20 protein-coding genes are annotated in these 18,756 nt (G+C 62.8%); 9 read left to right on the top strand and 11 right to left on the bottom strand.

Annotated features, from left to right (window positions below; genetic code table 11):
- Positions 1–174 precede the first annotated feature (174 nt).
- Both rpsO and pnp read left to right on the top strand, forming a co-directional pair.
- A complete protein-coding gene (gene rpsO / locus EY713_RS19120) occupies positions 175–444 on the top strand; it encodes a 30S ribosomal protein S15 (protein ID WP_131118165.1) in 270 nt (89 codons plus the stop codon).
- A gap of 239 nt (positions 445–683) precedes the next feature.
- Entirely contained in the window at positions 684–2,825 is a 2,142-nt protein-coding gene (gene pnp / locus EY713_RS19125) for a polyribonucleotide nucleotidyltransferase (RefSeq protein ID WP_131118168.1), read from the top strand.
- Between the two features lie 72 nt (positions 2,826–2,897).
- On the opposite strand, the gene EY713_RS19130 is transcribed toward pnp, so the two are convergent.
- The 4 genes from EY713_RS19130 to fabA all read right to left on the bottom strand — a co-directional run bounded on the left by EY713_RS19130 (position 2,898) and on the right by fabA (position 6,763).
- Positions 2,898–3,983 (bottom strand): Spy/CpxP family protein refolding chaperone, encoded by a 1,086-nt coding sequence (locus EY713_RS19130; protein WP_131118170.1) that lies wholly within the window; start codon positions 3,981–3,983, stop codon positions 2,898–2,900.
- Positions 3,984–4,122: 139 nt separating this feature from the next.
- Entirely contained in the window at positions 4,123–4,971 is an 849-nt protein-coding gene (fabI, locus tag EY713_RS19135; protein WP_245572791.1) for an enoyl-ACP reductase FabI, read from the bottom strand.
- Positions 4,972–4,982: 11 nt separating this feature from the next.
- Positions 4,983–6,206, bottom strand: a complete 1,224-nt coding sequence (gene fabB, locus EY713_RS19140) for a beta-ketoacyl-ACP synthase I (protein ID WP_131119950.1) — start codon at positions 6,204–6,206, stop codon at positions 4,983–4,985.
- A 35-nt stretch (positions 6,207–6,241) separates the two neighbouring features.
- Positions 6,242–6,763 carry a bifunctional 3-hydroxydecanoyl-ACP dehydratase/trans-2-decenoyl-ACP isomerase gene (gene fabA / locus EY713_RS19145; RefSeq protein ID WP_131118173.1) on the bottom strand — a complete coding sequence of 174 codons (522 nt, stop codon included), beginning with the start codon at positions 6,761–6,763 and terminating at the stop codon, positions 6,242–6,244.
- Between the two features lie 160 nt (positions 6,764–6,923).
- Between fabA and EY713_RS19150 the strand changes: the two genes are divergently transcribed.
- Positions 6,924–7,325, top strand: a complete 402-nt coding sequence (locus tag EY713_RS19150) for a (deoxy)nucleoside triphosphate pyrophosphohydrolase (protein WP_131118176.1) — start codon at positions 6,924–6,926, stop codon at positions 7,323–7,325.
- 6 nt (positions 7,326–7,331) lie between these two features.
- Here EY713_RS19150 and EY713_RS19155 read toward each other — a convergent pair whose 3' ends face one another.
- The 3 genes from EY713_RS19155 to tsaD are packed head-to-tail and all read right to left on the bottom strand — an operon-like array spanning position 7,332 to position 9,871.
- Positions 7,332–7,754 carry an EVE domain-containing protein gene (locus EY713_RS19155; protein WP_131118179.1) on the bottom strand — a complete coding sequence of 141 codons (423 nt, stop codon included), beginning with the start codon at positions 7,752–7,754 and terminating at the stop codon, positions 7,332–7,334.
- Positions 7,755–7,811: 57 nt separating this feature from the next.
- Positions 7,812–8,813 (bottom strand): NAD(P)H-dependent glycerol-3-phosphate dehydrogenase, encoded by a 1,002-nt coding sequence (locus tag EY713_RS19160; protein WP_131118182.1) that lies wholly within the window; start codon positions 8,811–8,813, stop codon positions 7,812–7,814.
- Positions 8,813–9,871, bottom strand: coding sequence for a tRNA (adenosine(37)-N6)-threonylcarbamoyltransferase complex transferase subunit TsaD (tsaD, locus tag EY713_RS19165; RefSeq protein ID WP_131118185.1), 1,059 nt, complete (start codon positions 9,869–9,871; stop codon positions 8,813–8,815). The genes EY713_RS19160 and tsaD overlap by 1 nt, the downstream gene beginning before the upstream one ends.
- Before the next feature lie 218 nt (positions 9,872–10,089).
- Between tsaD and hemC the strand changes: the two genes are divergently transcribed.
- From hemC to EY713_RS19190, 5 genes are all read left to right on the top strand, one after another.
- Entirely contained in the window at positions 10,090–10,980 is an 891-nt protein-coding gene (hemC, locus tag EY713_RS19170) for a hydroxymethylbilane synthase (protein WP_245572792.1), read from the top strand.
- A gap of 3 nt (positions 10,981–10,983) precedes the next feature.
- Positions 10,984–11,694 (top strand): uroporphyrinogen-III synthase, encoded by a 711-nt coding sequence (locus tag EY713_RS19175; RefSeq protein WP_131118190.1) that lies wholly within the window; start codon positions 10,984–10,986, stop codon positions 11,692–11,694.
- Between the two features lie 144 nt (positions 11,695–11,838).
- Entirely contained in the window at positions 11,839–12,153 is a 315-nt protein-coding gene (locus EY713_RS19180; RefSeq protein WP_131118193.1) for a hypothetical protein, read from the top strand.
- Positions 12,154–12,338: 185 nt separating this feature from the next.
- On the top strand, positions 12,339–12,680 hold the full coding sequence (locus EY713_RS19185; protein ID WP_131194783.1) for a CsbD family protein: 342 nt from the start codon (positions 12,339–12,341) through the stop codon (positions 12,678–12,680).
- A gap of 141 nt (positions 12,681–12,821) precedes the next feature.
- Positions 12,822–13,616, top strand: a complete 795-nt coding sequence (locus tag EY713_RS19190; RefSeq protein WP_131118199.1) for an SDR family NAD(P)-dependent oxidoreductase — start codon at positions 12,822–12,824, stop codon at positions 13,614–13,616.
- A 50-nt stretch (positions 13,617–13,666) separates the two neighbouring features.
- Here the strand turns inward: EY713_RS19190 and EY713_RS19195 are convergent, their stop codons facing one another.
- The 4 genes from EY713_RS19195 to EY713_RS19210 all read right to left on the bottom strand — a co-directional run bounded on the left by EY713_RS19195 (position 13,667) and on the right by EY713_RS19210 (position 18,355).
- Positions 13,667–15,493, bottom strand: a complete 1,827-nt coding sequence (locus tag EY713_RS19195) for a glycoside hydrolase family 15 protein (RefSeq protein WP_131118201.1) — start codon at positions 15,491–15,493, stop codon at positions 13,667–13,669.
- A 69-nt stretch (positions 15,494–15,562) separates the two neighbouring features.
- Positions 15,563–16,447, bottom strand: a complete 885-nt coding sequence (locus EY713_RS19200; RefSeq protein ID WP_165491196.1) for a carbohydrate kinase family protein — start codon at positions 16,445–16,447, stop codon at positions 15,563–15,565.
- A gap of 4 nt (positions 16,448–16,451) precedes the next feature.
- Positions 16,452–17,417, bottom strand: coding sequence for a pseudouridine-5'-phosphate glycosidase (locus EY713_RS19205; protein ID WP_245572793.1), 966 nt, complete (start codon positions 17,415–17,417; stop codon positions 16,452–16,454).
- Entirely contained in the window at positions 17,414–18,355 is a 942-nt protein-coding gene (locus EY713_RS19210) for a nucleoside hydrolase (RefSeq protein ID WP_131118207.1), read from the bottom strand. Before EY713_RS19210 ends, EY713_RS19205 begins: the two co-directional genes overlap by 4 nt.
- 182 nt (positions 18,356–18,537) lie before the next feature.
- On the opposite strand from EY713_RS19210, the gene EY713_RS19215 reads away from it, so the two are divergent.
- A complete protein-coding gene (locus tag EY713_RS19215; RefSeq protein WP_170314091.1) occupies positions 18,538–18,753 on the top strand; it encodes a hypothetical protein in 216 nt (71 codons plus the stop codon).
- Positions 18,754–18,756: the final 3 nt, after the last annotated feature.

Raw genomic sequence — 18,756 nt, forward strand, 5'->3', positions numbered from 1 at the left:
TAGCGCCTGCGGCTCGTTCGTGTATAAGCCGCAGGGTGCATGAGCCCTAAGGGTCGTGCATTTTGCTGTTTGCGGCTGGCTGGACGACATCCCGGCCTGACCGTTTTGCCGCAAATCCGAGAGACCGAGCAGATCCTGCTGCGGTTTCGCCTCCCACTCCTGAAAGGACTCTCGATGTCGATTACGGCTGAACGCAAGACCGAACTCGTCAAGGAATATGCAATCAAGACCAACGACACGGGTTCGCCCGAGGTCCAGATCGCGATCCTGACGCAGCGCATCACCAACCTGACCGAACACTTCAAGGCCCACACCAAGGATAATCATTCCCGTCGTGGTCTGCTGAAGATGGTGTCGACGCGCCGGTCGCTGCTCGATTACGTGAGGAAGAACGACGAAGCTCGTTACCGTTCGATCATCGAACGTCTCGGCATCCGTCGCTAAGACTCTTTTGGAAAGCGGCTCCGCTCGTCGGCGCCGTGATCCTGCTGACGCGCAACCGCCCGATGGGCGTCTCAAAATAGAAGACGAGCGGCATGGGTCGCTCATCTTTTCGACCCAGGACACATGTTGGCCATGGCAGGATCGCCGGGCGCTGGCGGCCGATCGCATTCGGTATCAGCGCCTCGCCGTTCTGCCCGTGGCCGGTTCCACCCCGTGTCCGCCACGAAAGACGGAAGACAATGTTCGACATTTCCCGCGAAGAGATTGAATGGGCCGGGCGCAAGCTCGTCCTCGAAACCGGCAAGATTGCCCGCCAGGCCGACGGTGCCGTTCTCGCCACTTACGGCGAAACCACTCTGCTGGCGACCGTCGTTTCGGCCAAATCGCCGAAGCCCGGCCAGGACTTCTTCCCCCTGACGGTAAACTATCAGGAAAAGGCCTTTGCGGCCGGCCGCATTCCCGGCGGTTACTTCAAGCGCGAGGGACGCCCCTCCGAGAAGGAGACCTTGGTCTCCCGCCTGATCGATCGCCCGATCCGCCCCCTGTTCCCGGACGGATATCGCAACGACACCCAGGTGGTCGTGACGGTGCTGGCGCATGATCTCGAAAATGATCCCGACATCCTCGCCATGGTGGCGACGTCGGCTGCCCTGACGCTGTCGGGCATCCCCTTCATGGGCCCGATCGGTGGCGCACGCGTCGGCTACATCAACAACGAGCTGAAGCTCAACCCGACCATCGACGAGATGAAGACCTCGAGCCTCGACCTCGTGGTCGCCGGCACGCATGACGCCGTGCTGATGGTCGAGTCGGAAGCCAAGGAACTCTCCGAGGAGCTGATGCTTCGCGCCGTCATGGTGGGCCATAAGGGCTTCCAGCCGGTGCTCGATATGATCATCCGCCTGGCCGAGAAAGCCGCCAAGGAGCCGCGCGATCTCGTGTCGGTCGACAAGTCCGATGTCGAAAAGGCTGTGCTGACGATCGCCGAGAACGATCTCCGCGCCGCTTACGGCATTACGGCCAAGGCCGAACGCTACAAGGCCATCGACGCCGCGAAGGCCAAGGTCATGGCCGAATTGGTGCCCGCGGCCGGCGAAGCCAAATTCACCAAGGAAGCCGTCGCGGTCGCGTTCCACGACGTTCAGGCCAAGGTGGTGCGTTGGAACATCCTCGATAAGGGCGTTCGTATCGACGGTCGCGATCTGAAGACGGTCCGTCCGATCGTCTCGCAGGCCGGCATCCTGCCGCGCGCCCACGGCTCGGCGCTGTTCACGCGTGGCGAGACGCAGGCCCTCGTGGTCGCGACGCTCGGAACCGGTGAAGACGAGCAGTTCATCGACAGTCTGGAAGGCACGTACAAGGAGCGCTTCCTGCTCCACTACAACTTCCCTCCCTACTCGGTCGGCGAGACGGGCCGGATGGGTTCGCCCGGTCGTCGCGAAATCGGCCACGGCAAGCTCGCTTGGCGCGCGATCCGTCCGATGCTGCCGACCGCTGCCGAATTCCCCTACACGATCCGCATCGTGTCGGAGATCACGGAGTCCAACGGTTCGTCGTCGATGGCGACGGTCTGCGGATCCTCGCTGGCCTTGATGGACGCGGGCGTTCCGCTGAAGCGCCCGACCGCCGGTATCGCGATGGGCCTCATCCTCGAGGGTGAGCGTTTCGCGGTCCTGTCCGACATTCTCGGCGACGAGGATCACCTCGGCGACATGGACTTCAAGGTGGCCGGAACCTCTGAGGGCATCACCTCGCTGCAGATGGACATCAAGATCACCGGTATCAACGAAGAGATCATGCGGGTGGCGTTGGATCAGGCCAAGGACGGTCGGCTCCACATTCTCGATGAAATGTCGAAGGCTCTGACCGGCGCGCGCGCCGAACTCGGTGAATTCGCACCCCGCATCGAAACCCTCAAGATCCCGACCGACAAGATCCGTGAAGTCATCGGTACGGGCGGCAAGGTGATCCGCGAGATCGTGGAAAAGACCGGCGCGAAGATCAACATCGAGGACGACGGCACCGTGAAGGTCGCTTCCTCCGATGCCAATTCGATCAAAGCCGCCATTGCCTGGATCAAGTCGATCGCCAACGATCCGGAGATCGGCCTCATCTACGAAGGCACCGTCGTCAAGGTGGTGGACTTCGGCGCGTTCGTGAACTTCTTCGGCTCGAAGGACGGTCTCGTCCACATTTCGCAGCTCGCCAAGGGCCGCGTTGCCAAGGCCTCCGATGTCGTCAAGGAAGGCGATAAGGTCAAGGTCAAGCTGCTCGGCTTCGATGATCGCGGCAAGGTTCGCCTGTCCATGCGGATCGTCGATCAGGTGACCGGCGAAGACCTCGAAGGCAAGGAAAAGGCCGAACAGGGCGCCGCCGACTAAGCGATCCCTCTCCGTCAAGCAAAAGGGCAGACCTCGCGGTCTGCCCTTTTTCGTCAGATCACGATGGTCAGATCAGTCGTTGCGGTCGTTTTCGCGCTGATCACGCGACATGGGCATGTCATAGCTCGGCCGACCGTCTTCTTCGCCCGAGTAAGAATGGCGTTTGTCAGCCCGATCCATGCGACGATCGTCACGGCCCTCGCCTCGGCCTGCGTCGTCCTGCTCGCCATAGCCATGGTGGCGGCGCATGTCACGAGGGCCGTTGCGGTCTTCACGATCCCAGCCACCGGCGCGCTCGTCGTCACGCGCGGGGCCACGATCGTCCCACTTGCGATCCATGCCGCGATTATCGCGTTCGTCACCTATGTGGTCGTCAGCACGCCAATGGTCGTCGGCGGCGCGAGTGTCGCGCGAGCCACCCTCACGCTCCGCATCCGGCCCACCGCGCTTGTGGTCCATGTCGCCATGCATCATGCGGTCGCCGCGCATGGGTTCATCATTCTGACCGGCATCCTCACCGATCATGCCTCTGACCATCATGCCCACTGGGCTCCGTTCCATGGCAATGTCGTGCAACAACATCGGCAAGCGGCGCTTCTGATCGACCGACAGCGTGGCATAGAGCGGTGAGGCGGCATCGGCGAGAGCCCCGAGTGCCTTGCCACGAATCAACAGATCGTCACTGGTGATCTTCAGGCCTTCGATCGCACCAGCGGCGTCCAACCCCTGGCGATCGGTCTCGTCCTGACGCTGATCGGTCCTATGATCCCGCAAGGTCTCGCGCATCGCGGCGACACCACGGATGGCTTGCTCAAGAGCAGGCCACAATTTCTCCTGATCCGGCGTCAAGGTCAGTCCGGCGTGGAGAGCGGCGACGCGGGCATCAAAAAAGGCAGCGCGATCAGCTTCGGCCGCGCGAGCGCGATCGGCTTGCTCGGCCTTTGCGGACGCCGCCGACATCGAAGCCGGATCCATCGCATCGGTCTCCGCATCCGGAGCGGGCATCGGCTTCGGCAGAGGGGCTGCCGCGGGTGTCGCGGGCGAAGCGGCGGGAGGAACCATCGGCGCGGCGGGCGGCGTTTGGGCCCAGGCCGTTGCGACAGCGGTGCTACCAAGGATGCCGGCGAGGAAGATCGCGGCAGTGCGTGTTGATCTCATAGAACAACCTTTCAGGTCATGGCGTGCTTAAGCCGAACCGGAAAGGCAGCGTCATGGTTACATTAAAAGATCGTCATATCGCTTGAAGCGCGAGCATTGTGCTTAAGCTGGTGCCACCACGATTTGCCTCTGGATTGACTCAGGGGATGGCGTCCTCACGCATGGCCTCAACCTCGCGCATGTTCTCCGGACGCGGGATCGACACGATGTTGAAACCGGCGTCGACGAAATGAACCTCGCCGGTGACCCCGTTTGCAAGGTCCGACAAGAGATACAACGCGGAACCGCCCACATCCTCGATCGTCACGGCGCGGCGCAGCGGCGCATGGCTTTTCTGGTAGTTGTACATGAAACGCGCATCGGCGATGCCGGCGCCGGCCAGCGTTCGAATGGGTCCGGCCGAAATCGCGTTCACCCGAATGCCCTGTTGGCCGAAATCCGCCGCCAGATAACGGACGCTGGCTTCGAGGGCAGCCTTGGCGACACCCATGACATTGTAGTTCGGAGCTACACGCGTTGCCCCACCGAACGTCAACGTCACCATCGAGCCACCATCGGTCATGAGCGTTGCGGCGCGTTTGGCGATCTCGGTGAACGAGAAGGCCGAAATTACCATGGTTCGCACAAAATTCTCGCGCGTCGTGTCCGCATAGCGGCCCTTGAGCTCCGAGCGATCCGAATAGGCGATCGCATGAACCAGGAAGTCGATCGACCCAAAGGCATCGCCAACCTGCTTCAAGGCAGCATCGACTGAGCCGATATCCTCGACGTCGCACGGAACCACGAGATCGGCACCGATCGTCGCGGCGAGCGGCTTGACCCGACGGCCAAGCGCCTCGCCCTGATAGGTGAAGGCGAGTTCAGCACCCTGAGCCGCGAGCGCCTTGGCGACGCCCCAGGCAATTGAATGATCGTTCGCGACTCCCATAACGAGACCGCGCTTGCCCTGCATCAAACCTGACGAGTGCCGCTGCAGCGATGTGACCATGACGGCTCTCCTCAAAGATCTGGGTGCTGGAAAACCAAAGTCGCGTTCGTGCCGCCAAACCCAAAAGCATTCGACAAAACGGTTCCGAGTTTGACCCCATCGCGACGCTGCCGAACAATGTTCATGTCGGCGAAGGCTGGATCGAGTTCCTCGATATTGGCGCTCTGGCAGATGAAATCGTGCTTCATCATCAGCATTGAATAAATGGCCTCCTGCACGCCCGTCGCACCGAGCGAGTGCCCGGTCAGCGACTTGGTGGCGGCGATCGGCGGACAGGCTTCCCCTGATCCGAAGACCGCGCGAATGGCTTCGATTTCCTTCTCGTCGCCCTTCGGGGTCGATGTCGCATGAGGGTTGATGTAATCGATGGGCGCCTTCACATCGGCCAGCGCCATTCGCATGCAGCGAATCGCGCCCTCGCCTGAGGGTGCCACCATGTCGTAGCCATCGGACGAAAGGCCATAGCCGATGATTTCGGCGTAGATCTTGGCGCCGCGCGCAATGGCCCGCTCGCGATCCTCGAGCACCACGATACCGGCACCGCCCGCGATGACGAAACCATCACGATCGCGGTCATAGGCACGGGATGCAACGGCTGGCCTGTCGTTGAAGGCAGACGACATAGCGCCCATCCCGTCAAACAGCACCGACAGGCTCCAGTCGAGTTCTTCGCAGCCGCCGGCAAACATCAGATCCTGCTTGCCGTAGCGGATCATCTCGTAAGCATTGCCGATGCAATGGTTGGAGGTCGCACAGGCCGACGCGATCGAATAGTTGACGCCCTTGATCTTGAACCAGGTCGACAACGTCGCCGAAGATGTGGACGACATCGCCTTCGGCACCGCGAATGGCCCAACCTTGCGAGGCCCTTTCGTCCGCGTGATGTCAGCGGCCTCGACGATCGTCTTGGTCGACGGCCCGCCTGAGCCGGTGATGAGCCCCGTCCGCTCATTCGACACATCCTCCGGCGTCAAACCGGCATCGGCGATGGCCTGATCCATCGACACATGAGCCCAGGCGCTACCGAGCGCATGAAATCGCATGGCGCGTCGATCGACGACGGTTGCCGGATCGAGCGTCGGGGCGCCGTGCACCTGACATCGAAAACCAAGTTCGGCATAGGTTTCAGCCCGAACAATCCCGGATTTCGCGGCCAGCAGGGATGCGTGCACCTCGGAAACGTTGTTCCCGATCGATGAAACGATCCCCATTCCCGTGATCACGACTCGACGCATACTCAACTTTCCATCTTAACCGGCGTCGCCGACCGTCAGGCGGCGCTTGGCTCAGCCCGAAACAGCCCAACCCGGAGGTCTTTCGCCTCATAGATGCGCTGGCCATCCGCTTCAAGCCATCCGTCGGCGATCCCAAGCACGAGCTTGCCCTTGAAGACCCGCTTGATATCGATCCCGTAGATGACACGTTTCACGGTGGGCAGGACCTGATTGCTGAACTTGACTTCGCCAACACCGAGCGCACGCCCGCGTCCCGGCAGGTCGAGCCAGCCGAGATAGAAACCGCAGAGTTGCCAGAGCGCGTCGAGACCGAGACAGCCCGGCATGACGGGATCGTTCTTGAAGTGGCACTGGAAGAACCAAAGATCCGGCCGGATGTCGAAGGCCGCGCGAATTAGCCCCTTGCCGTGCTGCCCGCCCTCTTCCGAGATTTCCTCGATGCGATCGAACATCAACATCGGAGGAAGAGGAAGCTGGGCATTTCCCGCACCGAACAGCTTGCCTTCCGCACAAGCGATCAAGTCTTTATAATCGAAGCTCGAACGCTTCTCGCTCATGTCATCGACCGCCTTTATTGTACCCACGAACCCGAAGCTGGCATGACCCAGGTCTCTCCCGTCGCGCGCGACGCTAGCATAGCGCAGTTCGGGCCGGAAGGTTTCATCGCGGAGCTGGCAACAGGCCGGTCCCGCCATTCACCAAGCATCCGGGGCCATCATGAAACTCGTTCTCGTCGTTGCCGCTGCCCTAGTGGATCCCGACGATCGGGTGTTGATCGCCCAACGCCCCGCTGGCAAAGCGCTCGCGGGTCTATGGGAGTTTCCAGGCGGCAAAGTCGAGCCGGGCGAACGCCCCGAGGCTGCGCTGATTCGAGAGCTGGCCGAAGAACTCGGCCTCACGGTTGCGGAGCCCTGCCTCGCGCCGCTGACTTTCGCGAGCTACGCCTATCCGGACTTCCACCTGCTGATGCCGCTTTACGTCTGCCGGCGATGGGAGGGGTTTGCGGCAGCGCGCGAGGGGCAATTCCTGAAGTGGGTGCGGCCGCGCGACCTCCGCGCCTACCCCATGCCACCCGCTGACGAACCGCTGATTCCGCCCTTGATCGATCTCATCGGCTGAGGCGGCTCATGCGTTGCGGACGCCGCCGAGGCGGCACACATGCCGCCACTCCGCCTCCGTGACCGGCTGCACGGACAAGCGCGAATTCTTGACCAGCATCATGTCGGCCAGAGCCGGGTCGGTCTTCACGGCTTCAAGTGTCACGGGAGTCGAAAACGCTTTAACTGCCTTAAGATCGACCATGCCGAACTTGTTGGTCGCGTCCGTATGGTCCGGATAATAGGGTTTAATGACCTCGACGATGCCGACGATCTCCTTCCCCTCGTTCGAGTGATAGAAGAACACCCGCTCGCCCACCTGCATGGCCATCAGATTCTGCTTGGCAACGTGGTTGCGAACCCCGTTCCAGAACGTCCCCTTATCGCCAGCCGCGATCTGATCGTCGAAAGACCATTTCGCGGGTTCGCTCTTCACCAGCCAATGGGCCACGCTACTCTCCTGTTCGCATCGCTCGCGCGTCATTGGATGGAAAGCGCGACGCGACAATCATGCGCCGAGACGGTGTTCAGCCCGAAACGGGCGGCTGAGCAACCCATCGATCGCGTCGTCGACCCGTAATGTTCCGGCCAGAATGGCCGCGACGCTCGAGGAGATCGGCATGTCGATGCGACGCTCCCGCGCGAGTTCGGCCAGGGCCTGCGCTGTCCAAACGCCCTCGATGACCGAGCCCCTCCCGAAATCCGGAAGCGGGCCAAACGCGATCGCATGTCCGAAGGCGAAGTTCCGTGACTGCATCGAGCCACAGGTGAGGACCAGATCACCGAGACCAGACAGGCCCGCCAAGGTCTCGGCTCGCCCCCCGGCCCGCTGACCGAACCGCGACATTTCCGCAAAGGCGCGCGCGATCAGCGCCGCCCCCGCGCTCGCGCCGAGGCCCCGCGCTTCGGCGATGCCACAGGCGATCGCAAGCACGTTTTTGACGGCTCCGCCAATCTCGACGCCCCGGATATCGTCCGTGTGGTAGAGACGAAACGAAGGCGAACCGATCTGTTGGCCAAGGCGAGCCGCTTCGGCCAAGCTCTCGGCCGCGATCGTGACGGCGGTCGGCAAGCCCAAGGCCACGTCGGCCGCAAAGCTCGGCCCCGAGAGGATCGCAGGAGGGTTAGCGGGCAAGCAGTCGCGGACGACCTCACTCATGAAGCGGCCGCTCGCGCGCTCGATGCCCTTGGCGCAGACCACGACGGGAACGCCGCGTTCCAACAGGTGTGGGAGGGCCTCAAGCAGGCCCCGCAAAGATTGGGCCGGCACCGCAGCGAGCACGAGATCGGCGGACCGGACCGCAACCGCGAGATCGTCTGTTGCGACCAAGCTCGACGGGAGAAGCCGGCCAGGCAGATGGCGGCGATTTTCGCGACGCGCCGCCAGGTCAACCATCTGGTCGCCATCGCGACCCCAAAGCCAAACGGGTCGGTCGCCTTGGGCCGCGACGATCGCCAGAGCCGTACCCCACGCGCCGGCCCCGAGAACGGCGACGCGGCCGGGTGCCATCACGCCTTCCCGTTGAGGCTGGGCTCGGCCTGGGTATCGAGCGGCCACCGGGGCCGTGCTGCGACGAGAAGATCGTCGGTCAGCCCGAGGCCCAACCGTTCGATTCCGGCCCAGGCCACCATGGCACCATTATCGGTGCAAAGTTCGGGGGCCGGGATCACCAGCTTGACGCCCGTTTCGCCGGCGAACCGCGTCAGCGCGCGCCGGATCGCACCGTTGGAGGCAACACCGCCCGCGGCCACGAGGGCGGTCGGGCGGTCGGCGACCTGTCGAAAGGTCCGCAAGCCTGCGCGGGTCCGGTCGATGATGACATCCACCACCGCGGCCTGGAACGAGGCGCAGAGATCCGCGACATCGGTCGGTGTCAACGGTTTGATTCGCTCGGCTTCGAGCCGCACGGCGGTCTTTAGACCGGAGAGTGAGAAATCCGGAGTGGGGCGCCCCGTCATCGGGCGCGGCAAGGCGAAGCGGGTGGCATCGCCGCGCCAGGCTTCGCGCTCCACGCTTGGGCCGCCCGGATAACCGAGGCCGAGCATCTTGGCAGTCTTGTCAAACGCTTCGCCGATGGCATCGTCGACCGTGGTGCCGAGACGGACATAGTCGCCGACACCCCGCACGGCCAGCAACTGCGTATGACCGCCCGACATCAGCAGCAGCAGATAGGGAAATGGCACGTTGTCGGTCAGGCGCGCCGTCAACGCATGGGCCTCGAGATGATTGACGGCCATCAGGGGCTTCCGCGTCACCAGCGCCAGGGCCTTGGCGGTCGTCAACCCAACCAGAACCCCACCGATGAGACCAGGCCCGGCCGCCGCCGCAATTCCATCGAGATCGGCCAATTCGAGCCCGGCCTTGGCCAACGCGACGTCGATCAACCCATCGATCGCCTCGACATGGGCGCGCGCCGCAATCTCGGGTACCACGCCACCAAAAGCCGCATGCTGCGCGATTTGGCTGAGCACCTCGTTCGACAGGATGGTCCCGCCCCCGTCTGCGTTCAGCTCGACGATCGCCGCAGCGGTTTCGTCGCAAGTCGTTTCTATTCCGAGGACGCGCATGCTTCCCTTTCGCATCAAGCCTGCACAGCTTATAGTCGGCGCCGTTCCGGAACAACATCGGGGGCCATGACGGACCGGGTGGAGCGATGTCGATCCACACGTCATCGCTGCATTCTCGAACGCATCAGCGGGTTCGATATCGGTCGAAGCCGACGCTGCGCTTCATTGCCAGGAAGACTTGATCGTTGAAGCTCGGCACACGAGGAAGCCCCCTGGCCTTGGCTCAAGCGCACGAAGCGCGCAGGCGATTGGCGAGCGCCAACGGTTGGGCCGACGACGCGATCGAGATTGTCGTGATCCGCACCACCGGCGACCTCATTCAGGATCGCGCCTTGTCCGAGGCGGGCGGCAAAGGCCTGTTCACCAAGGAACTCGATCGAGCGCTCATCGACGGTTCGATCGACCTCGCTGTCCACTCGGCCAAGGACTTGCCGACGACCCTGCCGGCCGCGATCGCGATCGCCGGCTATCTGCCTCGGGAGGATGTCCGCGACGTGTTGATCGCGCCTCGGGCTAAAACTATTGCGGGCCTGCCGCGCGGCGCCACGGTGGGGACGGCCTCGCTGCGACGCCAAGCGCAAGTGATGCGGCTGCGGCCCGACGTCGAGGTCAAGCTGCTGCGTGGCAATGTCGGCTCGCGCTTGCGGAAGGTCGAAAGCGGCGAATTCGACGCGACCCTGCTGGCGCTCGCAGGCTTGAACCGTCTTGGATTGGCCGAGCATGCAACAGCGATCCTCGACACCGACGATTTTCTCCCCGCGGTCGGCCAGGGCGCCATCGCGGTGACGGTTCGCAGCCACGACGACCTCGTCAGAAGCCAAGTCTCCGGTGTGATCGATCATGCCACGACGGTCGCGCTCGCCTGCGAGCGCGCATTCCTCACGGTGCTCGATGGATCGTGCCGGACACCGATTGCGGGTTTCGCATCTCTGACCGACGCGACCCTGTCGTTTCGCGGGATCGTCCTGTCAAGCGACGGGTCGGAAGCGATCGAGTCGATCGCGTCGGCCGGTCCCGACTATGCCGCCGAGTTGGGGGAGGACGCAGCGCGATCCCTGCTGGCGCGATGTCCGCCACATATTCTGGCCCCGTTCAAACCGGCGGGTTGAGCGATGCGCGTGTTGCTGTGTCGACCACACCGGGACAGCGAGGCGACGGCCCGCCTTCTCGCAGATGCTGGACATACGAGCAGGATCGCTCCGGTCATCGAGATCATGCCTCTTGCGTTCGACGAGACTTCGTTCGGCATCGTGGATGCGCTGGTACTCACGAGCGCCCATGCGGCCCAGGTTCTCCCATCCGATGTGGTCGCGCGCTGGGCGGGTCATCCGGTCTATGCGGTCGGACAGGCAACGGGCACCGCGGCCACCCGGGCCGGATTCCACGATGTCAGGATCGGCGGCGGCGACGCGCAGGCGCTAGTTTCGCTTCTCCAACTCACCCTGCCCGCCCCGCGCCGCCTCGTCTACCTCGCAGGGCATGTCCGAAAGCCGATGCTCGAAGCGACCTTGAAGCCGGAGCGCTACACCGTCGGCGTGGTCGAGGTGTATGATGCCCGAGAAACCGGGGGCTGGAACGCGCACTTGGTGGCCGATCTCGGTTCGGGGGGCATCAACGGAGTGATGCACTTCTCGCGTCGCAGCGCAGTCCTGGCGCTCGATTATGCGACCCGGGCCGGGGTGGGTGACGCATTTCGGCAGCTCCCTCATCTTTGCATATCGCGGGATGTTGCAGCCGTCTTGAGCGAAACGGGGGTCGACACCATCACGACCGCAGCCTTGCCCACCGAAGACGCGCTGTTGAGACTGCTTCCAGCTGCATGATCGACCTGGACTCCGCAACACTCCGGCGGAATGCCTCATGCAAAAGCATCATGGCTGCCACAATCTGATTTGTGCATTTGGAACTTGCTGCACCGCAACATTATTGAGATGATAACGACGGGAGAGCGTCAGGGAGCACGACCGATGAGCGAGATCTGGAACACCAAATACGGCAAGCGGAAAGTTCGTCACGAACCTGCGACGCTCGAGGATGCGATCTTCGCGGCGCAAGGCATGACCGACGACCTGGAAGGCCAGATCGAGATCGCGTCGTCGCTCATCGACCTCCCGCGTGAGGCCGTCAAGGCGGCTCTTACCAAGAAGGCGCCGTTGCGCTTGAACTCGTCACGCATCGCAGCGACCGGAGCCGGTGGCCAGACCCGCGCTGTCATTGTCGAGCGCCGGCCCGTGCGTCGCATGGTGGCTCAACCAGCCGCCCTGAATGTGAGAACAGCTTAGTCGAAGCTTTTCGACCAAACTACGGGAACCTGTCATTTCCCGCAGCGTTCCTCCACGGAGACGTTCTGAATGTTCAGCGCGTCAGAGGGTCGACCCTCGGTCTTCAACGGCGTCAGCTTCAGCCCGAACGGTTGACGGCGCCGCTTTTCGATCGTCGCGACCATTCGTTTCACGGAGGTGTAGTTATGGACAACGATCGTATCGAAGGCGCAGCGCGCAACATCGGCGGCAAGGTCGAGTCGGCTGCGGGCGATTTGCTCGGCGACAACAAGACCAAGACCGATGGTCTGATGGACCAGGTCGCGGGTCAGGCGCAAAATGCGTTCGGCAGCGTGAAGGATACGGCCCGTCAGGTCGCGAACGACGCTCCGAAATATCTCGACGACGCCATCGATAACGGCCAGCGTTATTACCGTCAGGGCAGCCAGGCGGTCCGGGAACAGTTCGGCAATGTCCCGGTCACAGAAATCATGTTGGCTGGTGCTGCTGGTTATCTGTTGGCTTGGTTGATCCACGGCCGCCAGTGACCGAGAGGGCGGATTGTCGTTAAGGCGTCCCCCGCTCCACCCGTTGAACTGACACGCGTCAGCGATCTGAAAATTCGACCGACGGCGCCGGCTGCAATCATGCACCTCCGGCGCCGTTTTTCGTTCTAGCTGGAGGACATCATGAATATCGATCTCACCGGAAAAGTCGCGCTCGTGACGGGGTCGACCGAGGGTATCGGTTTTGCGATCGCCGGAGGGCTCGCAGCCTCAGGCGCGACGGTCGTCCTGAACGGTCGGACACCCGAGAAGGTCGATGCCGCAATTGAAAAGATTAAACGCACGCTGCCGGAGGCGAATCTGCGCGGCATCGCGGCCGATCTTGGCACCGCCGAGGGCTGTCAGGCGACGGTCGCGGCGCTGCCCGACGTCGATATCCTGGTCAACAATGTCGGGATTTTCGAGGCCAAGGATTTCTTCGCTACCTCGGACGACGATTGGCTACGCTTCTACGACGTCAACGTCATGTCGGGCGTCCGCCTAAGCCGCGCCTACCTCAAGGCGATGATGGAGCGCGATTGGGGACGTGTCGTGTTCATTTCCTCCGAATCGGGCCTGAACATTCCGCCCGACATGTTGAATTACGGCGTGACCAAAACCGCGATGTTGTCTGTCTCGCGCGGCCTCGCCAAACTTGCGAAGGGCACCGGTGTCACGGTCAATGCGGTCCTGCCAGGCCCGACTTTGACCGAAGGCGTGGAAGCCATGCTCGAAGCCCAAGCCTTGCAAGAAGGCAAGACCGTCGATGAGGTCGGCCTGAACTTCGTCAAGGAGAAGCGGCCGAGTTCGATCATTCAGCGCCTCGCCACGCCCGAAGAGGTCGCGAGCCTCGTCGTCTATGTGTGCTCGTTGCAGGCCTCGGCCACGACGGGTGCGGCGCTCCGAGTCGACGGCGGAACGGTCGATACCATCGCCTGAACATGGATCGCGTGAGGGCCGTCGAGAGACGGCCCTCATGCCCGAATAGACTACTCGGCCGCAGCCGTCATCTCCATCGACTCGGCACGATGCTGCGCCGGGCCGACATCGCGCCACAGGTTATGGGCCGAGTTGATCAGACCCACATGGGTGAAGGCCTGCGGAAAATTGCCGACCTGCCGCTTGGCCTCGACATCATATTCTTCCGACAGCAAACCGACGTCGTTACAGAGGCCGACCAGGCGTTTGAACAAGGCATGCGCCTCGTCGGAGCGGCCCATTAGCGTATAATTATCGACGAGCCAGAAACTGCAGGGCAAAAATGCACCCTCGTGGCCGGTCAAGCCATCGACGTTGCTGTCGGTGTCGTAACGCAAGACGAACCCGTCTCGAAGCAGGGTCTTTTCGATGGCTTCCACGGTTCGGATCATGCGCTCGTCGGAGGCGGGAAGAAACCCGACCAGGGTCAGCAGCAAGAGGCTGGCATCGAGATGCTTGCTTCCATAAGCCTGCGTGAAATGCCCGAGTTCGGCATTGTAGCCTTTGTCGAGCACCTGTTCTCGAATAGCATCGCGCGTCCGACGCCAGCGATCGACATCGGCATGGTCGAGTTCGAACTCTTCAACCGATCGAATGGCGCGATCGAACGCGACCCATGCCATCACCTTGGAGTGGGTGAACTGCTGCCGTTCGCCGCGAATCTCCCAGATCCCGTCATCCGGCTGCTGCCAGATCGTATCGAGATGATCGACGAGCGCCCGCTCGATCGACCAACCAAACTCGTCATAGTCCATGCCCATGCGGCGCGCCTGATACATGGCGTCGAGCACCTCGCCGAACACGTCGAGTTGCAATTGATCCGACGCCGCATTGCCGACCCGCACCGGCTTTGACCCCTCATACCCCTCGAGCCATGGCAATTCGAATTCGCTGAGGCGACGCTCGCCAGCGATGCCATACATGATCTGCATCTGATCCGGCGTTCCCGCGATAGCGCGGACGAGCCAGTCACGCCACGCGACCGCTTCGTCGACGAAGCCGCTGGACATCAAGGCGTAAAGCGTCAGCGTCGCGTCCCGCAGCCAGCAGTAGCGATAATCCCAATTGCGGCCACCACCCAATTGCTCGGGCAAGGAGGTCGTCGGAGCCGCTACGATGCCACCCGTCTCGAAGTGTGTAAGGGCCTTGAGCGTGATGGCAGACCGCAGGACGAGGTCGGCCCATTCGGCATCGACCGCAAACGAATGCTTGCCCGACCACTCCGCCCAGGCCGTGGAGGCCTCCTCGATCACCGACTTGACATCGACGCTGGCTGGAATTGGCAAATAGGACGGCGCCCATTCGAGCGAGAACGGAAGTTCCTCGCCGGCCTTCAACGTGAACGCCGCAACCGTGTGCATATCCTTTCCCGTGAACGGGATCGGGGACGTAAAGGTCAACCGGTCCGGCCCCGCCACCATGGTGAGGCGGTCATCGCCGAGACGACGCGCCCACGGCACGACAAGGCCGTAACCGAACCGAATAACGAGGTCGATCCGCATCTCGACCGAACCCGACTCACAGCGCACGAGGCGCACGACATCGGCATGGTCGCGACGCCGTCCCATACAATCGGTCAGGACCACGACGCCGGTCGCGGTCTCGAAACGGGTTTCGAGCACCAGCGTCCCTTGTCGGTACTGACGGGTGGCCTTAGACGTCTGATCCGTCGGACCAATCAGCCACCGTCCGTTCTCTGGATTGCCGAGCAACGAGGCGAAGAACGCGTCGGAATCGAAGCGTGGCAGCGACATCCAATCGATCGACCCATCTCGACCGACAAGCGCGGCGCTCGCGCAATTTCCAATCAACGCGTAATCTTCAATCAAGCTCGGCATGAATATGTCCTTTCGATCAACGATCCTAACGCGGCTGTATGTCCGTTGTTCGTCAACAAGCTCCGGCGTTTACACCGTAGGCCACCCCCCGATGATCGTCACGGCCTGTGCGCCAGCCGCCACGGCTCGATCGAGCGCGAGCGTGATGGACTGAGACGCGAGGCGCGCCGCAAGAAACGCGGCAAAGAAGACATCGCCGGCGCCGGTCGTATCCAGCACGTCCACCGATGGAGCATCGACTTTCCAGTGCGAGCCGTCGCGCGACTTCGCCTGGCACCCGCGCGCCCCGCGTTTGATGAGCGCGAGATCGGCATGGCCGATCAGTCCGTCGAGTTGGCTGTCTGGATCGTCGAACCCGGTCAACGCGCCAGCCTCATCGGCATTGGCGACACAGATGGCGGCACCCTCGGTCCAGGCCAGAACCTGGGCGGCCCCAATTTCCCGGATCAGGCTGACCGACCCCGGATCGAACGAGAACGGAATGGCCGACTCTCGCACCCGGTTGAGCAACCACAAAGCTGTCTCGCGCGTGGCCTCGCCGACGAAGCTGTAGCCCGAGAGATGAAAGTGACCGATGCCGTCCAACACATCGTCCGGCAAGTGGTGCAGCGACAAACCATCATTGGCCCCACGGTCGGTGAGGAAGGAGCGCTCGCCGTCAGCATCGACAAGCGCCACGAGCGTCCCGGTCGGAAACGCGGGATGCGGCACGAGCGCGGGCTCTATGCCATGCAGACGCATCCGTTTGACTTCGGGCTCGAAATCCTCCGCCGCCACGCAGCCGATAAAACGAACCGCCGCGCCAAACCTGGCGAGCCATGCCGCCTGATTGGCGCCCGAACCGCCCGACACCGTCTGGATGATGGCCCTCTGATCGGTGCCGCGCAGGATAGGGCCGGCGGGACGGACGATGATGTCGCGCATGACATCGCCCATCACCAGCACCCGCGTCATCGGATCAAGCCGTCGCGCGGTGCGATGTTGTCGCCTCGAGCTCGGCCAGCGCCACCGCGATGGCGGCTCCAAGCGCGGCATTGTTGCGAACAAGCGCGATATTGGCGGTCAGGCTGCGCCCCTCGGTCAATTCATACATGCGCTGCAGCAGGAAAGGCGTGAGATCTTTCCGCGATACGCCCGCCGCATCAGCGTCGCGGATCGCTTGAGCGATCCGTTCCTCGATCAGGGTCGCGTCGAGCGCATCCGTCTCCGGGATTGGATTGGCGACCAGGAGACCGTTCCGCATCCCGAGGCGCTCACCGATCGCGATGATGCGCGCGATATCGGCCGCACTCTCGACGCGATGATCGACCGGGTACCCGCTGACCCGCGCGTAAAACGCCGGAAAGTCATTCGTCTGGTAGCCGATCACCGGCACGCCATGGGTCTCTAGAACTTCCAGCGTCTTCGGAATGTCGAGGATCGACTTGGCTCCGGCGCAGACCACCGCGACCGGGGTCTTGGCGAGTTCGGACAAGTCGGCTGAGATATCGAAGGTTTGTTCGGCGCCGCGGTGAACGCCCCCGACACCGCCCGTCGCGAAGATCCTGATCCCGGCGAGATGCGCGCCGATCATGGTGGTGGCAACCGTCGTTCCGGCCGTGCCGCCACGGGCCAGAACCGAGGCAATGTCCCGCCGCGACGCCTTGACGACGCCCGAGGATCGGTTGGCGAGGCGATCGAGATCGACGGCCTCGATGCCGACCCGGAACACGCCATCCATGATCGCGATCGTGGCTGGAACAGCCCCGCCCTGACGCACGACCGCTTCGACCGCCTGAGCGGTTTCGAGGTTCTCCGGATACGGCATCCCATGCGTGATGATGGTGGATTCGAGCGCCACCACGGCGCGACCGGCCGCCAGGGCCTCGCGCACCTCCGCCCCGACCGCGACGAGCCCGGCGAGATTGTCCAAAGCGACGCTCACGGCAACACCGCCAACCGCTCGACCAGAAGATCGTAGAAGCCGTCGACGTTGGCGGAGCGCATATACTGGACGTTGGCGGCCCGATCGGTCACGGACCAATAGTCCACGATCGTCATGCCCCGGGAGAGTTCGCTTGCGAGTTCGACGGTCACGTTGATGGTTCGTCCTGTGTAGAGGCTGGGGTCGATCAGATAGGCGATAACGTTCGGATCATGCAGCGGCGCCGCCGACCATCCGTAGCGTGCAAGGTCGAAGCGTTCCGAGAACCGCAGCATTTCGGCGGCCGCGATGCCGCACCGATTGCCGATAGCCGCAAGGCGGCCCAGCCGCTCTTCCGTGCTCAGCACTGTATGCGTGACATCGAGCGGCAACATGGTGATCGAGCATCCGCAGCGCAGCACGATATCGGCCGCCTCGGGGTCGACATAAACATTGAATTCAGCCGAGGGCGTGATGTTGCCGCCCTCAAAATGCGCGCCGCCCATCAGGACGATCTCGCGGATGCCCCGCGTGATGTCGGGCGCCTTCACCAGCGCCAAAGCAAGGTCGGTCATCGGGCCGAGACAGCAGAGCGTGATCTCGGCGTCGGCCGCAGCCCGCAACGTGTCGATGATGAAGTCGACACCATGCTGCTGCTGCAGCGGCATGGTCGGATCGTCAAACGAGGGCCCATCCAACCCGGTCTCGCCGTGAATGTGTTCCGCCGTCACCAGCGGGCGCAGCATCGGGCGCGGACAGCCGGCAAAGACGGGGATGTCGGTTCGGCCCGCGACTTCGAGCAGCTTACGCGCATTCGATTCGGTTCGGGCCAAAGGGACGTTGCCGGCCACCGCGACGAGCCCCAGCACCTCGATCTCTGCCGGCGAGCCGAGCGCCAGCAGAATCGCGACGCCGTCGTCCTGACCCGGATCCGTATCGATGATGATCTTGCGTCGCATGCTGCCCTCGGATCCACACCCGCCTCGGGTTCACTGATCGAGACACGCCATCCTGTCAAACAGCATCCCCAGATTTACATTAGAGGAATTAAAAACTGTTGCGCTCGGATCTTTGTTAGCTTAGAAAGATTGTAAGGTAGGAACTGGCAAGCGATGCCGGCCTTGAGTGAAGGACAATCCCCATGATCACCAACGCTTCGTGCAACAAGTGCGCTTTCTTCGACGATCATGCCGTCAGCGGCGCGCAGGCTCCGAAAAACGATGGGCTTTGCCGTTTCAATCCCCCGATTTCGCAGCCCGGCCCGGAAGAGCATGGTCTGTGGCCGGTCGTGTCGACCAACGATTGGTGCGGCCATTTCAACTCGGCTTCGGCTCAGTCGCAGGTTGCTGCTGAATAATCA

The sequence above is a fragment of the Lichenihabitans psoromatis genome, from assembly GCF_004323635.1.
GTDB classification, from domain to species: domain Bacteria; phylum Pseudomonadota; class Alphaproteobacteria; order Rhizobiales; family Beijerinckiaceae; genus Lichenihabitans; species Lichenihabitans psoromatis.

What these genes read in the sequence shown, in the direction of transcription:
- EY713_RS19215 (WP_170314091.1), top strand. Translation starts at nt 18,538, where the DNA reads ATGATCACCAACGCTTCGTGCAACAAGTGCGCTTTCTTCGACGATCAT.
- rpsO (WP_131118165.1), top strand. Translation starts at nt 175, where the DNA reads ATGTCGATTACGGCTGAACGCAAGACCGAACTCGTCAAGGAATATGCA.
- EY713_RS19130 (WP_131118170.1), bottom strand. Translation starts at nt 3,983, where the DNA reads ATGAGATCAACACGCACTGCCGCGATCTTCCTCGCCGGCATCCTTGGT.
- fabA (WP_131118173.1), bottom strand. Translation starts at nt 6,763, where the DNA reads ATGAGCGAGAAGCGTTCGAGCTTCGATTATAAAGACTTGATCGCTTGT.
- EY713_RS19200 (WP_165491196.1), bottom strand. Translation starts at nt 16,447, where the DNA reads ATGACGCGGGTGCTGGTGATGGGCGATGTCATGCGCGACATCATCGTC.
- EY713_RS19150 (WP_131118176.1), top strand. Translation starts at nt 6,924, where the DNA reads ATGAAACTCGTTCTCGTCGTTGCCGCTGCCCTAGTGGATCCCGACGAT.
- EY713_RS19185 (WP_131194783.1), top strand. Translation starts at nt 12,339, where the DNA reads ATGGACAACGATCGTATCGAAGGCGCAGCGCGCAACATCGGCGGCAAG.
- fabI (WP_245572791.1), bottom strand. Translation starts at nt 4,971, where the DNA reads ATGGTCACATCGCTGCAGCGGCACTCGTCAGGTTTGATGCAGGGCAAG.
- EY713_RS19190 (WP_131118199.1), top strand. Translation starts at nt 12,822, where the DNA reads ATGAATATCGATCTCACCGGAAAAGTCGCGCTCGTGACGGGGTCGACC.
- EY713_RS19180 (WP_131118193.1), top strand. Translation starts at nt 11,839, where the DNA reads ATGAGCGAGATCTGGAACACCAAATACGGCAAGCGGAAAGTTCGTCAC.
- fabB (WP_131119950.1), bottom strand. Translation starts at nt 6,206, where the DNA reads ATGCGTCGAGTCGTGATCACGGGAATGGGGATCGTTTCATCGATCGGG.
- EY713_RS19175 (WP_131118190.1), top strand. Translation starts at nt 10,984, where the DNA reads ATGCGCGTGTTGCTGTGTCGACCACACCGGGACAGCGAGGCGACGGCC.
- EY713_RS19195 (WP_131118201.1), bottom strand. Translation starts at nt 15,493, where the DNA reads ATGCCGAGCTTGATTGAAGATTACGCGTTGATTGGAAATTGCGCGAGC.
- EY713_RS19160 (WP_131118182.1), bottom strand. Translation starts at nt 8,813, where the DNA reads ATGGCACCCGGCCGCGTCGCCGTTCTCGGGGCCGGCGCGTGGGGTACG.
- EY713_RS19210 (WP_131118207.1), bottom strand. Translation starts at nt 18,355, where the DNA reads ATGCGACGCAAGATCATCATCGATACGGATCCGGGTCAGGACGACGGC.
- tsaD (WP_131118185.1), bottom strand. Translation starts at nt 9,871, where the DNA reads ATGCGCGTCCTCGGAATAGAAACGACTTGCGACGAAACCGCTGCGGCG.
- pnp (WP_131118168.1), top strand. Translation starts at nt 684, where the DNA reads ATGTTCGACATTTCCCGCGAAGAGATTGAATGGGCCGGGCGCAAGCTC.